The organism is Streptomyces sp. NPDC006265 (assembly GCF_040613555.1).
GTDB lineage: Bacteria > Actinomycetota > Actinomycetes > Streptomycetales > Streptomycetaceae > Streptomyces.
In genome coordinates this window covers 1-1,205 of record NZ_JBEXSH010001477.1, presented here as the reverse complement: position 1 = coordinate 1,205, position 1,205 = coordinate 1, and the positions used below count along the sequence as shown (strand labels likewise).

The 1,205-nt window shown below is 68.9% G+C and carries 1 pseudogene; it reads right to left on the bottom strand.

The window, feature by feature from the left end:
* Nucleotides 1-124: 124 nt before the first annotated feature.
* Nucleotides 125-1,119: pseudogene (locus ABZ281_RS49940) on the bottom strand (IS481 family transposase).
* Between the last annotated feature and the right edge of the window lie 86 nt (nucleotides 1,120-1,205).

Sequence of the window (1,205 nt, the reverse complement as noted above, 5' to 3'; positions counted from 1 at the left end):
GTACGGCTCGATGAACTCCCATTCCATATCCGTCAGTTGCACGCGAGTCACCCAAGAAGGTCTACCTGACCAGACCCCGCCGTGCAGGCAAAACTCGAAGATTGATCACGACCCAATACGCTCCCTAGCTGTACTGACCCGTGAGGTTGGGGACGCGGCTGGCGGGTGGCTGGCCCTTGAGCGCGGTGTGTCCGCGGTGGTGATTGTAGGTGTGCAGCCAGTCGGGGAAGGCGTCGCGTCGTTCCTGCTCATAGTGGTAGGGGCGGGCGTAGGCCCACTCGTCCAGCAGCGTGCGGTTGAAGCGTTCGACTTTGCCGTTGGTCTGGGGCCGGTAGGGCCGGGTGCGCTTGTGTGTGATCCCGGCCCGGGCCAGCCCGTCGCGCCAGTCGCGTGAGCGGTAGCAGGAACCGTTGTCGGTCAGCACTCGCTCGACGGTGATCCCGGCCTGGCTGAAGAAGGCGTGGGCGCGCTGCCAGAAGCCGGTGGCGGTCTCCTTCCTCTCGTCGGTGAGGATCTCGCTGCAGGCGAGGCGGTAGTGGTCGCCGACGGCGGTGTGCAGGTAGCTGTAGCCCAGGTTGGGGCGGCCGTGGTGGGTGCGGGGCCGGGTGGGGTCGCGGTGTGCGGAGCTGTTGCGGCCGCTCTGCGCCCTGCCGTTGACCTTGTGCCCGCCGCCGTCGGGGATGTTGCCCAGTTTCTTGATGTCGCCGTGGATCAGTTCGCCGGGCCGGTCGCGTTCGTAGCGGCGCACGACACGGCCCGTGGGTCGAGGTGGGACAGGCGGGCCACGTGGTAGCGGGTCAGGACGCGGTGCACGGTCGAGGGCACCAGGCGCAGGAAGTGCGCGATGCGGGCCGGTCCCCATCGGCGCAGCAGGCGGACCTTGATGATCCGTCGCTCGGTGCGGGTGGGAGTGCGGCGGGGGCTGTGGTGAGGCCGGCTCGAGCGGTCGGCCAGGCCCGCTTCTGCCTCGCGCCGGTAGCGGTCGGCCCATCGCTGGGCGGTGGTGGGCGAGACCTGGAAGCGTTCGGCGGCCCGCCGAAGCGGCCAGCCCTCCTCGACCACGCAGCGGGCCAGGCGCAGACGGCCGGTCTCGGTCAGGGGTGCATTACGGTGGGGCACGAGGGCCTTTCGGTCGGTGTAGACGTCGTAATCCACACCGAACCCGGAAGGCCCTCACCTGTTCAAGATCCCTCAACCGAGACCTG